At 41.7% G+C, this 17271-nt stretch carries 16 protein-coding genes and 2 tRNA genes; 4 read left to right on the top strand and 14 right to left on the bottom strand.

Features of this window, described 5'->3' with window-relative positions; genetic code table 11:
- Positions 1 to 41: 41 nt before the first annotated feature.
- The 13 genes from rpsO to tpiA form a co-directional block, all read right to left on the bottom strand.
- On the bottom strand, positions 42 to 308 hold the full coding sequence (gene rpsO, locus I3249_RS04410; RefSeq protein WP_045443035.1) for a 30S ribosomal protein S15: 267 nt from the start codon (positions 306 to 308) through the stop codon (positions 42 to 44).
- A 378-nt stretch (positions 309 to 686) separates the two neighbouring features.
- On the bottom strand, positions 687 to 863 hold the full coding sequence (locus tag I3249_RS04405) for a hypothetical protein (RefSeq protein WP_193834171.1): 177 nt from the start codon (positions 861 to 863) through the stop codon (positions 687 to 689).
- 114 nt (positions 864 to 977) lie between these two features.
- Entirely contained in the window at positions 978 to 1139 is a 162-nt protein-coding gene (locus I3249_RS04400) for a hypothetical protein (protein ID WP_160023635.1), read from the bottom strand.
- Between the two features lie 97 nt (positions 1140 to 1236).
- Positions 1237 to 1761, bottom strand: a complete 525-nt coding sequence (locus tag I3249_RS04395; RefSeq protein ID WP_238068816.1) for a type 1 glutamine amidotransferase domain-containing protein — start codon at positions 1759 to 1761, stop codon at positions 1237 to 1239.
- A 400-nt stretch (positions 1762 to 2161) separates the two neighbouring features.
- Positions 2162 to 3253, bottom strand: a complete 1092-nt coding sequence (gene truB / locus I3249_RS04390) for a tRNA pseudouridine(55) synthase TruB (protein ID WP_238068813.1) — start codon at positions 3251 to 3253, stop codon at positions 2162 to 2164.
- A gap of 9 nt (positions 3254 to 3262) precedes the next feature.
- Positions 3263 to 3652, bottom strand: a complete 390-nt coding sequence (locus tag I3249_RS04385; RefSeq protein WP_238068811.1) for a ribosome-binding factor A — start codon at positions 3650 to 3652, stop codon at positions 3263 to 3265.
- 201 nt (positions 3653 to 3853) lie between these two features.
- The gene (gene infB, locus I3249_RS04380) at positions 3854 to 6580 is read right to left on the bottom strand and encodes a translation initiation factor IF-2 (RefSeq protein ID WP_057757754.1); all 2727 of its coding nucleotides are present in this window, start codon (positions 6578 to 6580) and stop codon (positions 3854 to 3856) included.
- 148 nt (positions 6581 to 6728) lie between these two features.
- A complete protein-coding gene (nusA, locus tag I3249_RS04375) occupies positions 6729 to 8213 on the bottom strand; it encodes a transcription termination factor NusA (protein ID WP_238068809.1) in 1485 nt (494 codons plus the stop codon).
- A gap of 135 nt (positions 8214 to 8348) precedes the next feature.
- Positions 8349 to 8849, bottom strand: a complete 501-nt coding sequence (rimP, locus tag I3249_RS04370) for a ribosome maturation factor RimP (RefSeq protein ID WP_057757748.1) — start codon at positions 8847 to 8849, stop codon at positions 8349 to 8351.
- A 452-nt stretch (positions 8850 to 9301) separates the two neighbouring features.
- Positions 9302 to 9378 (bottom strand) — tRNA-Met (locus I3249_RS04365).
- A 123-nt stretch (positions 9379 to 9501) separates the two neighbouring features.
- A tRNA-Leu gene (locus I3249_RS04360) sits at positions 9502 to 9585 on the bottom strand.
- A 141-nt stretch (positions 9586 to 9726) separates the two neighbouring features.
- A complete protein-coding gene (secG, locus tag I3249_RS04355) occupies positions 9727 to 10035 on the bottom strand; it encodes a preprotein translocase subunit SecG (protein WP_021814138.1) in 309 nt (102 codons plus the stop codon).
- Positions 10036 to 10249: 214 nt separating this feature from the next.
- Entirely contained in the window at positions 10250 to 11062 is an 813-nt protein-coding gene (gene tpiA, locus I3249_RS04350; protein WP_238068807.1) for a triose-phosphate isomerase, read from the bottom strand.
- Between the two features lie 389 nt (positions 11063 to 11451).
- On the opposite strand from tpiA, the gene pilB reads away from it, so the two are divergent.
- From pilB to coaE, 4 genes are all read left to right on the top strand, one after another.
- Positions 11452 to 13167, top strand: coding sequence for a type IV-A pilus assembly ATPase PilB (pilB, locus tag I3249_RS04345; RefSeq protein ID WP_238068805.1), 1716 nt, complete (start codon positions 11452 to 11454; stop codon positions 13165 to 13167).
- Between the two features lie 212 nt (positions 13168 to 13379).
- A complete protein-coding gene (locus I3249_RS04340; protein ID WP_238068804.1) occupies positions 13380 to 14603 on the top strand; it encodes a type II secretion system F family protein in 1224 nt (407 codons plus the stop codon).
- A gap of 7 nt (positions 14604 to 14610) precedes the next feature.
- Positions 14611 to 15510 carry an A24 family peptidase gene (locus tag I3249_RS04335; RefSeq protein WP_238068909.1) on the top strand — a complete coding sequence of 300 codons (900 nt, stop codon included), beginning with the start codon at positions 14611 to 14613 and terminating at the stop codon, positions 15508 to 15510.
- A gap of 141 nt (positions 15511 to 15651) precedes the next feature.
- Positions 15652 to 16338: a dephospho-CoA kinase gene (gene coaE / locus I3249_RS04330; RefSeq protein ID WP_238068802.1), complete on the top strand. Its 687-nt coding sequence runs from the start codon at positions 15652 to 15654 to the stop codon at positions 16336 to 16338.
- Here the strand turns inward: coaE and rlmB are convergent.
- The gene (gene rlmB, locus I3249_RS04325; protein ID WP_102078746.1) at positions 16301 to 17071 is read right to left on the bottom strand and encodes a 23S rRNA (guanosine(2251)-2'-O)-methyltransferase RlmB; all 771 of its coding nucleotides are present in this window, start codon (positions 17069 to 17071) and stop codon (positions 16301 to 16303) included. The genes coaE and rlmB overlap by 38 nt on opposite strands.
- Positions 17072 to 17271: the final 200 nt, after the last annotated feature.

Here is a 17271-nt window from a genome sequence, read left to right as displayed (position 1 = left end):
TAGCAAAAAATTCAGCATCCACTCGTACTATTGTCGTTAGATTAACGACGTAGACCTAACTGGCTGATTAGAGTAGTGTAACGACCAAGGTCTTTACCTTTTAAGTAATCAAGCAGTTTACGACGCGTGTTAACCATACGGATAAGACCGCGACGGCTATGATGGTCAGCTTTGTGTGCTTTAAAGTGGTTCTGCAAATCATTGATACGAGCACTCAACAAAGCTACTTGAACTTCTGGAGAACCAGTGTCGTTTTCGCCACGTTGGTATTGAGCGATGATTTGTTCACGATCGGTATTAGTTAGCATAAATATCTCCGGCAATGCTAAAAACTTTAAATACAGGCTGCAATTTGAGTCAGTATTAAAGCAATAGAATAATAAATAAAATAACCTGTACGCCATTCAGGACAACCCTGCATTACTAGAGTTGACCTAGTGTACGACAAGCTCAGTTAACAACCATTTAGTATGTTTTGAATCGTACATTGTAGTTAGCTATAGCACTACTTAATCAAAGTAATGGGCTAACTACAGTACATCATTCAAAACCTAATTTAAATGTGGGGGTAATTATAACAAAAAACTGCTGAACTAGCAGCAGTTTTTCATAATACTTGTAAAGCGACATTTAATTTCTAGTAGCTAGTATTCTATAGATAACTATCTATTAAGTGCCTACCTAGGCTACTTGTTAACGTCAGACTCTGTCGCATTGCCGCCTAGTTCATCATCTTCAAGAGGCACGGCAGTAGCCACTTCCGCTAGGCTGTCTGGGGCAGTATGCTCACTTGGATTGATTTCTTCTGCAAGCTTTTCAATCTCTTTTTCTTGCTCGTCCATATTGTTCGGTGAATTACTCATATTAGCTCCTGAATTATTATTTTGTGGACTAACTGTCGTTGCACTCATCGATCATAAGACGTGCAAACTATAAACATATCAATGCCAGCCTATTACAGGTGGCATATTAAAAACCTACTTATCTTCTTTCGCGTTTTCTAAATTAGCTGCGATACGTTCTGCTGCTGCTTCACTATTTTCATTATGATTGTCTTCAGTTTGGCTTTTGAGCGCCGCTTCTGCTGAATCAGAACGTTGTTGCTCAAGCTTAGTATCATTTGGATTAGAGTTTGACATAGTATCTTCCTTAGTTATGGTTATAAATGTTAGTCGTACAGAATTGAGATTTAATAGTACTTAACTAATTGAACTAGTTTATTTAGAAATCAAAATTCTAGGATAATGCTTTATCTATGGCATCAACAAAATTAGGAATATCATCTGGGTTACGCGAAGTAATAAGATTACCATCTACCTGCACTGTCTTATCTACGTAGTTTGCTCCAGCATTTTCTAAATCTAGTTGCAAAGTAGGATAAGCGGTAAGGGTTTTGCCTTTAGCAATATTTGTATTGATGAGAACCCAAGGAGCATGACAAATAACAGCTAGTGGCTTTCCTGCTTCATTTATAGCATTGATAATTTGATGAGCCTTTTCGTTACCACGAATAGTATCAGCGTTGACAGTACCACCTGGTAACACCAATGCATCATAGTCAGAAACGTTAGCATCTTCTACAAAGATATCAGCAGTAAAAGTATCACTCTTATCTACGTCTTGCTGCATGGCTTGCACTTCTTTTTTATCATTTGTTGTTATGAGAAGTGTTTTATAGCCTTTGTCTTTTAGCTGATTATTGACGTCTTCATACTCTGCTTGTTCAAAGTGGTTATGTAGTAAAAAAGCGATCGTTTTCATAACTTTCCTTCTTCTTATCTATTAGTTTTTGTGAGCCAGTATATTTTTATAAGTTAGTTTTATTATTGTTTGGCAGTACATTCTCCTTTGAACTATTTTATTTTTGTTCAAATGCGTCCTTTCTGCATTGGTTTTTTCTTCTAATTGGTTACTTTTAATTGTTTATCGTTTTAGTTATTAACCTTATGGCAATTTTTTATTTTTATAATATTTGTCCGTTTTATTTTTTAACTCAGCATTCCCTATCTGATGAATCTAGAGTACAAAAAAAACAGGTTTCACCATAGGCGAAACCTGCAATAAAATGTGACGGTATGTGATTAGTGTAAACTATTAGTAAATCAAGCCAATATTAGGTGGTAGTTTCTCTATTTAAGTAGCATTGATGAAAACTTTACTATTAGCGCTGAATCAATTTCTTAGGTTGTAGACGTCCGTTTAAGCTCACAGACCCCAAACCGAGGAATTCTCCTTGCTCGTTAAGTAAACGTATATCAACCGGTATTTCGTGCTCTAATGGCTGAGCAGCATCAATTTCAATTTCAGTCATACTACTGGTACTAGCGTCATCGTTGATACCGACAGAGCTATTATTAGACAGCTGGTCAGAAACCATATTAGCAACATAATCTTTAAGCTTACCTGTTAGCTCATCAAATACGTTTAAGCGCTGTCCCATATGTACACGGGCGCATTGCTCCTCTGTCAGCGTCAGTTCAGCATCGATATCAATACAAGCATCGATGGGCAGTAGCCAAGACTGACGCTCCTCTAAACCATGCTCTTCTAATAATGATAAAGCGATCGCATCATTAATGCTGAAGTTACCTACTTGTGTACGACGTAATGCCGTCAAATGTCCTAGCGTACCTAGCTGCTTTGCAATATCTTCCGCTAATACACGTACGTAAGTACCTTTAGTACAAGTAACCGTGAGGTTAATCTGAGTATCATCTATCATCTGTAGGTTGATTGCTTTAATCGTAATATCTCTGGGCGGCCTATCAACTTCAATACCCGCACGAGCATATTCATACAGTTTTTTGCCATCTTTTTTTAGCGCTGAATACATCGGTGGTATCTGCTGCTGAGCGCCCAAAAACTGCTGGGCAATGGTCGCCAATGATGCTTCGTCAAATACGGGAATAGAAGCCTGCGTTACGATTTGGCCATCAGCATCACCAGTATCGGTTTGACTACCTAGCAAGATAGTCGCTTGATAAGATTTATCAGCATCCAGTTGATAATGGCTAAACTTGGTGGCTTCACCCAAGCAAATAGGCAGCAGGCCAGTTGCCATCGGATCAAGCGTCCCTGTATGCCCTGCCTTTTTACTATCGTGTATCGGTGATTTAAATAAATACTTCACTTTTGACACGACTTGCTGCGAGGTCATACCTTTGGGTTTATCCACCAATATGACACCTGCAACTTTTACTTTATCAGGTACTTTATTGGCTTGTTTATCAACTTGCTTAGACGCTATAGACATAATAATAGTTTACTCGTCATTCTCGTTTTGCTCAGTTTTAGTCACGGCCTTGCTAATCAAGTCCATCATGTAGTTACCACGAGCCGTTACTTCATCGTAATGAAAACGTAAGCGCGGCGTAGTACGTGTTTTTAAGCTATGGCTTAATTCCGTACGCAAAAACCCTGCCGCTTTATTTAGTACTTTGATGCTTTCTTCATGATTGGTCTTGTTCATAGCATCATTGAGCTCAGGCTCCATGATAGTGACATAGACGTCCGCATAGCCCAAATCTGGGCTAACTTTGATACTAGAAATCGTGACAAAACCCGTTAGACGAGGGTCATTAACTTCATCGCGAATAAGAACAGCAAGCTCACGCTGAATCTGATCCGACAATCTTTGTAAACGTTGGTTCATGTTGTTACCTTACTTTAATGGGCTTATTTTATTACTGTATAAGTCTGCTGATTAATAGATGTTGCACTGATATGTGCTAAAAAAGGCCTAGCAGGATGTACCTGTTAGGCCTAAGTACAGCTGAATATTAGCAAAGTATCTAAACAGCTCAGCGGATTACGCATATTGCATTGATACATACTCTGCTATCGAACAGCAGCTTTAGATAGTACGTGCGAACTCTTGGATTTCAAAGACTTCGATCTTATCGCCAGCTTCAACATCATAGCCACGAACGGCCAGACCACATTCCATACCAGTACGTACTTCATTAACGTCTTCTTTATAACGACGCAATGATTGCAATTGACCAGTAAAGATAACTTGATCATCACGCAATACGCGGATAGGTTTGTTGCGATAAATTGTACCTTCAACCACCATACAACCAGCAGCAGCACCGAACTTACTAGAACGGAATACTTCACGAACGTCTGCGACACCAAGGATTTTCTCACGATGTTCAGGAGCAAGCATACCGCTCATTGCTGATTTAACATCATCGATCAAACCATAGATTACGCTATAGTAGCGAATATCCATGTTAGCAGTGTCTGCTTTGCGACGTGCGGTAGCATCTGCACGAACGTTGAAGCCTAAAAGTACCGCTTCACTAGATTCGGCAAGGGTTACGTCAGACTCAGAGATAGGACCAACGCCTGAACTGATCACTCTGACTTTTACTTCATCAGTAGACAATTCATTTAGGGCAGCTAGTAGTGCTTCAAGTGAACCACGTACGTCTGTTTTCAGTACGATATTCAAGAATGACACATCGCCTTGGCCCATCTGATCAAACATGCTTTCTAAACGCATCGCATTTTGACGCTCAAGTTGACGCTCACGCTCACGGTTGGTTCTAAAGTCCGCAACTTCACGAGCTTTTTTCTCATCCGTTACAACTAGGAACTCACTACCAGCTGCAGGTGTTTCAGGCAGACCTAAAATCTCTACAGGAATAGAAGGACCAGCTGACTTGATACGTTGGCCATGCTCATCAGTCAATGCACGAACTTTACCATAGTGCTCACCAGCTAGAACCAAGTCGCCTTGTTTTAATGTCCCTTTTTTCACTAGGACACTAACGACAGGACCACGACCCTTTTCAAGTCTTGATTCAATAACCACACCCTGAGCAGCACCGTCTAGTGGCGCTTCTAGTTCCATTAGCTCAGCTTGCAAGCTAATGAACTCTAGCAAGTCTTCGATACCTTCGCCTGTTTTGGCTGAGATACGAGCCATTGGTGTATCGCCGCCCCATTCTTCTGAAACAACTTCTTTCGTCGTTAATTCATTAAGAACACGGTCAGGGTCAGCACCTGGCTTATCCATTTTGTTGATAGCAACAATGATTGGCGTACCAGCTGCACGTGCATGATCAATGGCTTCTGCTGTTTGTGGCATCATGCCATCATCAGCTGCAACAACCAATACAACGATATCAGTCGCTTGAGCACCACGTGAACGCATTGCGCTAAACGCTGCGTGACCTGGAGTATCAAGGAAAGTAATAACACCGCGATCAGTTTTTACATGGTAAGCACCGATATGCTGTGTAATGCCGCCCGCTTCACCATTCGCAACTTTCGTTTCACGAATTTTATCTAGTAGTGAGGTCTTACCATGATCGACGTGACCCATAATAGTCACTACTGGTGGACGAGTCTGGATATTACTACTACGCTCATCAACTGCGTACTGTAAGTCATCTTCGACTTTAGTATCACTAACTGGTACTGGGTTGTGACCCATTTCTTCAACAAGCAAGCTTGCGGTTGCTTGATCAATCGTATCTGACTCACGAGCCATTTCACCCATTTTCATAAGTAATTTGGTTACTTCGCGAGCTTTAACCGCCATACGCTGTGCAAGATCGGCAACTGAAATTTGCTCACTAATCTCGACATCATAGACGATTTTTTCAACAGGTTTTTCAAACTTATGTTGTGATGCTTGAGTTGAACGCAAACCGTTTTTGCGGTTTTTGATTTCGCGCTCATCTTGGTTTTTACGACGACGACCACGAGTACCAGTACTGTTCGAACCGCGTTTGATTTCGCGACGCTCTTTTTCGAAAGACTCTTCTAGTGCATCACCGACCAGACCTTCAGCCAATGGCTCATCTTTACGTACTTCAGTAACAGGTTCACGATCTGTATATTTACCAGCCATTTTGCGCATTTGCTCAAGTGTACGCTTTTGCGCTTCTTCAGCTTGTGTGCGGCGGGTTTCTAGTTCGATTTCACGCAGACGCGCTTCTTCTTTCTCACGAGTCTCACGAGCTTTACGTTCAGCAGCGGTTTCAACTTTAGGCTTAGTAGCAGCAACCTTTTTCTTCGGCTGCTCTTTAGGCTTAACTTCAGCCGTCGCTTTGCCGCCTTTTTTGACGACAACTGATGTAGAAATATCATCATTCTTGTCGTCTGATTTTTTGCTAGAGCCTAGGCTTGCGCGCATTGCTGCTAGCGTTGCTGCTTGACGCTCTTCCGCTTTTTTCTTAGTAGCGGCACGTTCTTCAGCTTCTTTTGCTGCACGTTCTTGAGACTCAATTAGAGCCTGCTCACGAGCGGCTAACTCTTCAGCCATTTTTTCTGGATCAGGCTTTTCGAATACTTTCTTTTTACGCACTTCGACGTTGACGCTCTTAGATTTACCAGAAGAGCCGGTCACACGTGCAGTACTGGTCGTCTTAGATTTAAGACTAATACGACGCTTTTCTTGTTGACCATGACTTTGCTTTAAATACGTCACCAGCTTTTCTTGCTCAAGCTCGGTGACTAGGTCATCCTCTGCGCGAGCAGGCAGGCCAGCATCTACTAATTGCTGCTTTACAGCATCTGTAGTTTTGCCTACCATTTCTGCCAGTTCTTTGACGGTCTTATCTGCCATTTATTATCACCTACTGTCTATTATTTGCTATATGTTCAATTCAGTTGTTGGCTACAAATGATTGGGTTAAGGCTGATACTTATAAATAGATATCAGCGCTTTATTCTCAATAGCATATCACCAAAAGACAGCGATATGCAGTTACCGCTTATTCATCGAACCAAGATTCCCGAGCTTTCATGATGAGTTTTCCTGCAGTTTCAGAGTCTAATCCTTCGATATCTTCTAGATCGAAGACGGCTTGTTCTGCCAAGTCATCAACAGTAATGATGTCTTTTTGAGCCATTTTATAAGCCCAACTGACTGTCATACCTTCAAGCTCTTGAAGCTCTTGACTTGGCTCTTTCATGTTCTGTTGTTTGACCAGTTCATCAGCGATGACAACTTCTTTAGCACGCTCTTGAATCATATCAATCGCTTCATCGTCTAGACCTTCGATATCATAGAAAGTCTCAACTGGTACATAGGCCACTTCTTCGATACTGGTAAAACCAATATCAACCAATGCCTGTGCTAAATCTTTATCTACTTCTAGGCGCTCATAGAATAATTCAATAAACGCTTTTGATTCGTTTTGTTGACGTTGCTGATACTCTTCTTCGAGCATCATATTAAGCTTATAGCCCGTCAATTCAGACGCTAGACGTACGTTTTGACCTTGTGAGCCAATAGCACGCGCCAACTGATCATTGGTGCTAAAGATAATGTCTGCTGTTTGAGTATCTTCATCCAAAATGATACTGCTCACGTCAGCTGGCTCTAAAGCGCTGATGATGAACTGGGCTGGATCATCTGACCAAACCACAACATCAATACGCTCGCCATCTAATTCTTGCTGTACGGCTTGAATACGCGTACCACGCATACCGATACACGCACCAACAGGGTCGATACGATGATCGTTGGTCTTCACAGCTATTTTAGCACGAGTACCTGGCAGACGAGCGACGTTACGAATTTCGATAATTTGTTCTGCAATCTCAGGCACTTCTTTTTGCATCAATGCTGATAGCATTTCAGGATGCGTGCGAGATAACAGTAACTGCGCACCGCGGTTTTCACGATTTACATGGTACAAGATAGCGTTAATGCGCGATTTTGCACGTAATTGTTCGCGTGGCAACATTTGATCACGTGACAAATAACCTTCGGCATTGTCACCCAAATCGATGATATAGCCATCACGAGTCTGTTTTTTGACTTCGCCATACATCATCTCACCAACACGCGGCTCGAAAGCGTCTGCAACTAGTGCACGTTCAGCTTCACGAATCTTTTGGATGATGACTTGTTTGGCTTGAGTAGCAGCAATACGACCAAATTCGATTGATTCAATTTGCTCTTCTTTAACATCACCAATTGACCATTCTTCCTGATCAAGATCGGTGATAGCAAGCTGACAAGCTGGCATTTCATGGTCTTCATCTGCAACCACTGTCCAGTAACGATAAGTATCGTAATCGCCAGTTGCACGGTCGATCGCTACCCGTACAGCCACTTCTGGCTGCTCGGTATATACTTTCTTCTTAGTCGATACCACCAAAGCGTCTTCAATTGCTTCAAAGATATCTTCAGGATTTAAGCCCTTTTCATTACTGACAGTTTCTACTACCGTTAAGATTTCACGACTCATGCTATACCTGTCCTATCATTTTTTAATTGACTTAAATTTTATAATTTGGGTGCTGCTATTATATAGTTGCTATAAGCCACATAAGCTATTGGAAGATAAAACTGTCTACCTATAAACAGTTACCCTAGTAAAAACCTAGGCATCTTCATAAATCAAATTGGCTTTATCAATATTACTTAGTGCAATCTCAAACTGCTCGCCATCACTTGACGTCAGTTTTAAAGAGTTTTCATCAATACTATCTAAAGTACCTGTGGCTTTACGGCGCTTTTGATCGCCTGTACCGATAGCCTGAATCAGACGCAAGCTCACAGTTTGACCAACATACGCATGCATTTGCTCATCTGAGAAAAACGCACGATCAAAACCAGGTGAAGATACTTCTAAGATGTATTCACCAGCGATAGGATCATGAACTTCTAAGATACCGCTTACTTGATGGTTTACTGCCGCGCAGTCTTCAATCGTTACTTGTTTATCTTGGGCTTGCTCTTCTGGCAATGCCTCAATATAGATACGTAGTAAAGAGCGACGACCTTGTGGCGCAAACTCGATACCCCATAGTGACACATCACAAGCGGCCACGGCAGGGGCAATAATATTAGTCAGTTCTGCAACTTTAGTCGAAAGCTTCATAATCTCTTTGTATTTTCCTATTCACTTATCTATCGTACTTAGTAAACCGTATTAAGGATTGACTCTTATCTGTATATAGTAATCTTATAATGATAAGAATCACGGTCAGTATATAATTTTAAATCACAAATATATGATACATATTGTGCATTTATATAGGGACGAGCGTAAAAAACATCAAGCTCGGCCAAACAATGCTTTTATTATTTATAAAGCACTACTATCGATAAAAGTATGAGGAATAAAAGATAGTGTTGCTTAAGAAGCATCGTGCCGGTAGCGGCCGATGATGACCAGTGACGAGTAATATCGTACTCTATAGACTTAGAGCTTAGCATAAGTAGGATAGATACCGCGATAACACTGACCTTCAGATACAAAAAAACCCACAAACATAATGGTGGGCTAATCGGTACTGACAAATTTAGTGTACAAAACATCAGTATAAAAAGTGGTAGCGGGGGCTGGATTTGAACCAACGACCTTCGGGTTATGAGCCCGACGAGCTACCAGACTGCTCCACCCCGCATCAATCTAGAACGCATATTATAGGGAGGTTTCGTAGAAGTGTCAATACTTTTTTTAAATTAATTATAAATTAAGTATTATCTGCTAAAAATCCAACCTGACGCTATGCTGCGTCTGTAAAACTTGGTGCGATTGGGGGGACTTGAACCCCCACAGCTTTCGCCACCACCCCCTCAAGATGGCGTGTCTACCATTCCACCACAATCGCATTGTACTGCTCTGCTTCTATCATCCAGTCTATAATCAATAATGCTTAAGGTAGGCATCTATAGAACAGGAGTTGCGAAAACAGGAAAGCATTGTAAATCTAACCTACCAAAATAGCAAGCGCTGCCTACTTAAAAGAGGCTTACTCAGGATTTTGAGTCAATGGACGCGGCGTTTGCGGTGCTGAAACTGGCGCATCTAGACGAAACTGATCTTCTGCTTGCTTACGAGCATGAACAGCAAGCGTCATGCTCGTAATAAAAAATATGACCGTTAGTACTGCCGTAGCACGCGTCAAGAAATTAGCAGTACCTGCTGCGCCAAATACTGTACCTGATGAACCGGCACCAAAAGAAGCTCCAGCGTCTGCCCCTTTACCATGCTGTATCAGAATCAAGCCGATCATGGCAATGGCCACAATAATATGCAGGGCTAATATAAACGTAAACATGGTGGCCTCTTTTGCCGCGTAATGACGACTGATAACGGAAAATAAAACGTAAGGTTAATAGAATGACAATCGGCATGATCAAATGCCAAATCGACTATATAAATAAGGCGCATTGTACACGATTGCAAGGGCAGTGTTAAACCTACTTTTACCAACCGATAAAACCATACTCTCTATAAGCTATGATCTTGATATCTGAGCGTTATTTATTCATTTAAACATTGGCTTGGTTAAATGCATCGGCAATCGCTAGAAAGCTCTCCGCTTTTAATGAAGCACCGCCTACCAACGCGCCATCAATCATAGCGTCAGAGGCAAAGCTATCGGCATTATCAGCATTAACACTACCGCCATACAGCACGGTAATCGTATCTGCTATATCAGCAAAGCCTGCAACCGTTTGCTTGATATACTGATGAGTCTTACTCACTTCTGCCACAGTAGGCACTTTACCTGTACCAATGGCCCATACAGGTTCGTAAGCGATGAGCAGCTTTTCAGATAATGACGATGCTAACTCTGGCTGTTGAGTCAGTAAATCCTTAATAACCGAGAGTTGCTCATTGATAACGTCGAGTGTTTGACCATTGTCATACTGTTCTTGTGTTTCGCCGATGCAAAACACCACGCCTAAGCTCTGAGAAAACGCATGAGACAATTTGCTTATCAGGCATTCATGAGACTCTTTGTGGTATTGACGACGCTCAGAGTGGCCAAGTAGCGTCCAAGTAGCACCTGCATCTGCTACCTGCTGTGCGGAGCAGTCACCCGTATAGGCTCCTGTACTTGCACTATAAGTACTAACGTCCTGTGCGGCACAGAGTATTGAGCTATCTGATAGACGCGTACTCACTGTACTTAAATGAACACAACTGGGCGCTACCATTAATTTACAGCGGTTTTTTGATGCCTGCGAGTTGGCTCGTTCTTCAGTATTAACTTTAGTTAATAAGTCGTCCAATAGTGTATTGACAGCACTGTTAGTCGCAGGATTCTGTTTCCAATTGCCAATTACCCAAGCTTGCATACTTATTTACCTTGTCTCATGTATTCATGCCAATTCGGCTAATATGCGCGTCAGTATAACAAATAATTCGTAAGTGCTATAGTAGCGTGCCACCATGCACAGAATCACTTCTGCAAACTTATCTACAGACAATACATCAATAGACCATTATTTTTACGAGCTAGTCGTCTAATGGTATATATAATTTTTTCAAACTAAAGTAAAGTTCTATACTACAGAGTTTATAAAATCAAATATTATTGCTAGTTCTATATATAGATTTACAGGTAGATAAAATAAGATAAACAAAGCAAGACAGTTATAGCGAGTTATCGACTAGCAACGACAAGTATATAGCGGGCAAGACCAAGCAGGTCTACAGCATATTTTGTATCAAAGGAGAGGTTACAATGTCTATCGCAACTAGTAAGTACGGCGGTCTAGCGCAGCAACTAATTAGCGACGGTGTCGTTAGCGAAGCGAACATGAAGACGGCACAGATTGAGTCACAGCAGCAGCAAATAGGACTGGTACCTTATCTGGTAGACAATAAATTGGCCGATGCTTATCTACTTGCCCAAATGCTATCCCAAGCTTTCGGCGACCCTCTATTTGATCTCGATGCATTGAACATTGATGTTATTCCAAAAGACTTGGTTGATGAAAAAATCGTTCGCAAGTTTAATGCTTTACCACTCTTTAAACGAGGACAACGTCTATTTGTCGCACTAAGTGATCCCACACGCGTTGATGCCATTGATGCGATTGCCTTTAACTCTCGACTGTCGATAGAAACCATTGTTGTCGAAGAAAATAAGCTCAAAAAGCGTATCGAAAGTGCATATGCAGATACGATGCAAAGCTTTGATAGCTTCTCTGATAGTGATTTAAATGTTGGCTTTGAAGACGGTGATGAAGATAAAGAGGATGGTGAGACTCAGCTGAATGACGGCGTCGATGAAGCACCTGTTGTAAAGTTCGTTAATAAAATGCTAGTCGATGCTATCCGTATGGGCGCTTCTGATTTACATTTCGAGCCATATGAAAAGTCTTTCAGAGTACGATTTCGTGTCGATGGCGTCATGCAAAAAATGGCCAATCCACCGGTTCAACTTGCGAATAAAATTGCAGCACGTTTAAAAGTCATGTCGCAAATGGACATCTCAGAACGCCGGGTACCGCAAGATGGGCGTATTAAACTAAAAATTTCTAAAAATAAAGCCATTGATTTCCGAGTAAACTCATTACCGACGTTATTCGGTGAAAAACTTGTCTTGCGTATCCTTGACCCATCCTCAGCCATGTTAGGTATTGATGCATTGGGGTATGAGCCAGATCAGCAGGAAATGTTTTTAGAGGCATTACACAAACCACAAGGCATGTTGCTTATCACTGGTCCTACTGGTTCTGGTAAGACGGTCTCCCTTTACACTGGTATCAACATCTTGAATACTGGCGCAACCAATATTTCAACGGCTGAAGATCCAGTTGAAATTAACCTTGAAGGAATTAACCAAGTCAACGTTAATGCCAAAGTTGGTCTAACGTTTGCCAATGCGCTCAAGTCTTTTTTACGTCAAGATCCTGATATTGTTATGGTCGGTGAGATTCGTGACCTTGAGACTGCTGAAATTGCGATTAAAGCGGCGCAAACAGGTCATATGGTTCTTTCTACCTTGCATACCAACTCAGCACCTGAAACATTAACGCGTCTACGTAACATGGGCGTCGCTTCTTTTAATATTGCCACGTCAGTCAATCTAGTCATTGCTCAACGTTTGGCACGACGTCTCTGCAAGAACTGCAAAAAACCTATTAACATCCCGCGTCAGAGCTTATTAGAGATTGGTTTTACCGATACTGATTTAGATAACACTGACAATGTCATTTATGAACCAGTCGGCTGTAATGAATGCCGTGAAGGTTATAAAGGCCGTGTAGGTATCTATGAGGTGATGAAAGTCAGCCCTGATATTTCACGCATTATTATGGAAGATGGTAACGCAATAGATATCAAAGATGCTGCCATCAAAAATGGTTTCCGCGACTTGCGACGTTCTGGGATTTTAAAAGTGTTGCAAGGTGTCACAAGTATTCAGGAAATGATGCGAGTGACTTCTGAATAATAAGTAAAATTTATATTATAAGTCTTAGTATTCTAACTATTAGTTGGTAACTGATTTATAAACCAGCAATGTCCTTTATCGTATATCTTTAAAAATAAAACAGATAAACACTGGTTTTTTACGCTAAAATAAAGTATGCCTGACTGGTATCCTAAGTCTGGTATTCTATTGTAAATTTACAATATATATTGGACAATTTTGAGGGTAGTACTATGGCAAAAGCTAAGACCGATATGTTATTAGATTTCGTTTACGACGGTGTTAACCGACGCGGGCAGAAAGTTAAGGGCGAAACCACCAGTCGCAACTTAGAGCTAGCGAAAGCAACCCTACGTAAACAAGGTATCACGGTTAAAGGGATTAAGAAAAAGCCAAAACCACTTTATACCTTTAAAAAAGCCATTAAAGCCATTGATATTGCTATTTTTGCTCGGCAGTTGGCAACAATGATGAAAGCAGGTGTACCGTTAACTCAGTCTTTCGAAATTGTCGCCGACTCCCTTGATAATCCAAGTATGAAAGAATTAGTACTGCAAATCAAAGCAGATATTGAGGCAGGTGGTACCTTTGCCTCTTCTTTGCGCAAACATCCTCGCTATTTTGATGATTTATTCTGCTCACTCGTCGAATCTGGTGAACAATCAGGTGCACTTGAAACGATGCTCGAACGAGTAGCTACTTACAAAGAAAAGAGTGAGCTTCTAAAAGCAAAAATCAAAAAGGCGATGAAGTACCCTATTGCTGTTATCGTAGTTGCTATCATTGTCACTATAATTTTGCTCGTAAAGGTAGTACCTGTATTCTCTGGATTATTTGAATCATTTGGAGCGGAACTACCTGCTTTTACTCAGATGGTAGTAGCGATGTCTGAATGGATGCAGGCATGGTGGTTTATTTTGATTATTGTCATTGGTGGATCAATTATTAGCTTTACTGAGGCTAAAAAGCGCTCTAAAAAGTTCCGTGACTTTTTGGATCGGGCTACCCTAAAGGCTCCAATTTTTGGAAACATTGCTTATCAAGCGATTATCGCCCGTTTCGCTCGTACACTATCTACAACTTTTGCCGCTGGTGTACCGCTTATCGATGCCCTAGATTCTACTGCTGGGGCGACCAATAATGTCGTTTTTTACAATGCAACTCAACAAATCAAAAATGACGTATCTACTGGCCAGCAATTACAGTTCTCTATACGATCTACCAACTTATTCCCAAGTTTAGCTATTCAGATGGTTGGCATTGGCGAAGAGTCTGGTAGCTTAGAAGAAATGCTAGATAAAGTCGCTGTCTACTACGAGAATGAAGTTGATAACGCTGTTGATGGTCTAACTAGCTTGATGGAACCACTCATTATGTCGGTATTAGGTGTATTAATTGGTGGCCTAGTCATTGCAATGTACTTGCCAATTTTCCAAATGGGCGCAGTAGTAGGATAATGATTTGATGCAATTTATACAGTTACTACAAGAGAACATTACCCTAGCTTTATTCTTATTCGGCCTATTAGGTCTTTGTGTTGGCAGTTTTCTAAATGTCGTGATTCATCGCATACCATTGATGATGGTGTATGGTTGGAGACAAGAGTGTAGCCAGTTTATGTCTGAACAGGCAGATATGCCACGCGAGCATACGCTACCCATAGCAAATATTGTCGCTACTGACCAACCGATTACTTTAAGTCGCCCAGCTTCACGCTGCCCTCATTGCGCACATAAAATTAAGTGGTATGAAAACATCCCTTTAATAAGTTGGCTATTACTACGCGGACGCTGTTCAAGCTGCAAAGCGGCTATCGGTCTACGTTATCCTCTCGTTGAGCTAGTAACCGCCCTCCTGTCCGTATTAGTAATATATAAGTTTGGGGTAAGTACTACAGGCTTGTCCGCATTGGTTTTAGTATGGACACTGGTAGCTCTAACAGGTATCGACTTTGATACACAGCTACTACCTGATCGTCTAACTTTTCCTTTAGCAGGCTTAGGATTGGCGGTAAACTCACAAAGCTGGTTCGTCTCACCAACACAGTCGATATGGGGATTACTATTTGGGTTTTTATCGCTATGGATAGTAGTCAAGGTGTTTTACTTAATCACTAAAAAACATGGAATGGGTCAAGGGGATTTTAAACTACTAGCAGTATTAGGTGCTTGGCTCGGACCTATGATGTTACCTTTGATTATTCTACTATCATCTTTACTTGGATCTATCGTTGGATTGATCTTGATGAAAAAACAAGGTGAAAGCCGACCTTTTGCCTTCGGACCTTATATCTCTATTGCAGGTATTGTTGCCCTATTATACGGCTCAGATATCGTCAGTTGGTATCTTGGTATGTATGTCTAATAACTGATAGCATACACTAGATTATTGTAATAAATCTTATTGTAGGAAATTTTCGGCAGTGACTCATAAATAAAGCCTTAAAAGGCCAATTGTGAGTTTGTAGCTGCATTCATTGTTCTATCTGTCAGATAAGCCATTATTATGTCAAAAAATACATCGCACTTTTATTCACACCAGCCACAAACCACGCAACCAAAAAATAAGAAGCTCGTAGTCGGTTTGACGGGTGGTATCGGTAGTGGTAAATCTGCCGCTAGTGCTTGGTTTTCTGAGCAAGGGATCGATATTATCGATGCCGATGTGATCGCTCATGAGATCGTTACTAAAGGCAGCGATACTCTGCGCAAAATCCAAAAAATATTCGGTGATTGGGTGTTAAATGGTGATGGGTCAATGGATAGGGCCGCTGTACGTACGCATGTATTTGCAAACCCTGAAGCGCTTATTAAGCTTGAGGCGATCACGCATCCAGCGATACGTGAGACAGCGAAAGCACAGTTAGAGTCTAGTACCTCAGCTTATGTGGTATTGTCCGCACCTCTACTCATTGAGGGAGCAGAAGCGGGTCTTGCCAATTTATGCCAACGTATCCTTGTGATGGATGCCACCGAAGACACGCAGCTTGCGCGTGCCAGTCAGCGTGATGATCAAAGTATTCAAAAAATCAAAGCCATTATGACCAACCAGCTTAGTCGTGAAGAGCGCAATCGTCATGCAGACGATATCATACTCAACGAGAGCGACCTTGCCTCTCTATACTTACAGCTAGAACCCCTACACCAAGAGTACCTTACGCTTGCCCAGCAGCTAAAGTTCGCTGGCGATTAACCTCATATAGAGCCATACCAGTAGCGACGCTTACGTTTAAGCTTTGTAGGTTGCCATGCTCGTTTCCTGACATCGGAATATAAACCAGCTCATCGCAGCTCTCCATTGTCAGGCGGCGCATCCCCTCTCCTTCTGAACCCATAATGATAGCGGTCTTGCCAGTTAGGTCAGCGGCATGTATTGGTTTAGCCTCTTCACTAAGTGCCGTACCAAATACGAAAACGCCTGCATTTTTGATTTGCGATAATGTACGAGCTAAGTTCGTCACGCTGACGATCGGCATCATCTCTGCTGCGCCAACTGACACTTTAGCGACTGTTGGCGTCAGGCTTGCTGCATGGTGCTTCGGACAAACCACGGCGTCCACACCCATTGCTACGGCTGTGCGCAAGCAAGCGCCAAAGTTATGTGCGTCTGTGATTTGATCTAGCACTAACAATAAGCACTGTTCGCGACCAATAATGGTATCAAGCAGACCTTCATCAGCAAAACCTAGCGGACGAGCATTGAGTACCACGCCTTGATGCTGCGGACTGCCACATAATTGCGTTAGCTTGTCTTTTTGGGTTGGTTGAATACTAATGCCGTTTGCTTCCGCTTCGGCCATGATAGCTTGTACATGACTGTCACTCTCACGACCTTGCTGCACAAACAAGCTAAGGCCATCAAGAGGACGATGTTCAAGTAACGCATCAATGGCATGAATGCCGTAAAAATAAATGGGTTTTGCCATAATAGGCCTACTAAATATAAAGTGGATATCGCACTAGGCGACGGGATAAAAGAAGATAACGTAGATTTTACGTGTCATGACCCATTGATGATGAGAGAACAGTAAACCAAACGTCAAAAAAGAAATAAACAATACCAATCCGATATTGTTTATTTTCTCGAAATACTAATGTGTGATAGAACAGGCGCTAGAATGAAAGC

This window comes from Psychrobacter sp. Ps1 (assembly GCF_022129425.1).
GTDB lineage: Bacteria > Pseudomonadota > Gammaproteobacteria > Pseudomonadales > Moraxellaceae > Psychrobacter.
This window is presented reverse-complemented; position numbering and strand designations above follow the sequence as displayed.